Source organism: Shewanella aquimarina, from assembly GCF_023349185.1.
Lineage (GTDB): Bacteria > Pseudomonadota > Gammaproteobacteria > Enterobacterales > Shewanellaceae > Shewanella > Shewanella aquimarina.
Map to the genome: position 1 here is coordinate 1 of NZ_JAKIKY010000030.1, position 1,957 is coordinate 1,957.

The 1,957-nt window shown below is 58.5% G+C and carries 1 protein-coding gene; it reads right to left on the bottom strand.

Going from position 1 to position 1,957, the window contains the following annotated elements; genetic code table 11:
* Positions 1-1,957: VCBS domain-containing protein (locus L2731_RS19455; protein WP_249254887.1), on the bottom strand; the 1,957-nt coding region annotated here is incomplete at both ends.

Here is a 1,957-nt window from a genome sequence, read left to right on the forward strand (position 1 = left end):
GAGGCTAACCGTCTTGGTGTCAGACCCGCCGTCGTTATCGGTGACCGTGACCTCGAAGCTTAAGGTGATGGTCTCATCTTCAGCAAGGAACTGCACCAGAGAGTTGAGGATGCTGTAATCCCAGCTGTCACTGTCGACGCTGAAGCCGTCGATGAGGCTCTGGATTTGGCTGGCGCTGAGTACGCTGGTCAGATCGCCGCCGCTCCAGCTGATGTCATTGTTGTAGACCTCGGTGACGCTGTGGGTGTTGTTGACATCCACGTCGGTGAAGCTGAGGGCGCCGCTGTCGGTCAGGTTAGGGTTGCTGGCATCTTCCGTCACGCCGCCGGTTGCATCCACGGTGAGCACCGGCAGGTCGTTAGTGCCGGTAATGGTGAGGCTAACCGTCTTGGTGTCAGACCCGCCGTCGTTATCGGTGACCGTGACCTCGAAGCTTAAGGTGATGGTCTCATCTTCAGCAAGGAACTGCACCAGAGAGTTGAGGATGCTGTAATCCCAGCTGTCACTGTCGACGCTGAAGCCATCGATGAGGCTCTGGATTTGGCTGGCGCTGAGTACGTTGGTGAGGTCACCACCGCTCCAGCTGATGTCATTGTTGTAGACCTCGGTGACGCTGTGGGTGTTGTTGACATCCACGTCGGTGAAGCTGAGGGCGCCGCTGTCGGTCAGGTTAGGGTTGCTGGCATCTTCCGTCACGCCGCCGGTTGCATCCACGGTGAGCACCGGCAGGTCGTTAGTGCCGGTAATGGTGAGGCTAACCGTCTTGGTGTCAGACCCGCCATCGTTGTCGGTGACCGTGACCTCGAAGCTTAAGGTGATGGTCTCATCTTCAGCAAGGAACTGCACCAGAGAGTTGAGGATGCTGTAATCCCAGCTGTCGCTGTCGACGCTGAAGCCGTCGATGAGGCTCTGGATCTGGCCTGCGCTGAGTACGCTGGTCAGGTCACCACCGCTCCAGCCGATGTCATTGTTGTAGACCTCGGTGACGCTGTGGGTGTTGTTGACATCCACATCGGTGAAGCTGAGCGCGCCGCTGTCGGTGAGGTTAGGATTGCTGGCATCTTCCACCACGCCGCCGCTGGCATCCACGGTGAGCACCGGCAGGTCGTTAGTGCCGGTAATGGTGAGGCTGACGGTCTTAGTGTCGGCGCCGCCATCGTTGTCGGTGACCGTGACCTCGAAGCTTAAGGTGATGGTTTCACCCAGGGCGAGGAACTGCACATCACTGTTCAGGATACTGTAATCCCAGCTGTCGCTGTCGACGCTGAAGCCGTCGATGAGGCTCTGGATTTGACCGGCGCTGAGCACGCTGGTCAGGTCACCGCCGCTCCAGCCGATGTCATTGTTGTAGACCTCGGTGACGCTGTGGGTGTTGTTGACATCCACATCGGTGAAGCTGAGGGCGCCGCTGTCGGTCAGATTAGGGTTGCTGGCATCTTCCGTCACACCGCCGGTTGCATCCACGGTGAGCACCGGCAGGTCATTGGTACCGGTAATGGTGAGGCTGACCGTCTTGGTGTCAGAGCCGCCATCGTTGTCGGTGACCGTGACCTCGAAGCTTAAGGTGATGGTCTCATCTTCAGCAAGGAACTGCACCAGAGAGTTGAGGATGCTGTAATCCCAGCTGTCGCTGTCGACGCTGAAGCCGTCGATGAGGCTCTGGATCTGGCCTGCGCTGAGTACGCTGGTCAGGTCACCACCGCTCCAGCCGATGTCATTGTTGTAGACCTCGGTGACGCTGTGGGTGTTGTTGACATCCACATCGGTGAAGCTGAGTGCGCCGCTGTCGGTCAGGTTAGGGTTGCTGGCATCTTCCGTCACGCCGCCTGTGGCATCCACGGTGAGTACCGGCAGGTCGTTGGTACCGGTAATGGTGAGGCTAACCGTCTTGGTGTCAGACCCGCCGTCGTTATCGGTGACCGTGACCTCGAAGCTTAAGGTGATGGTCTCATCTTCA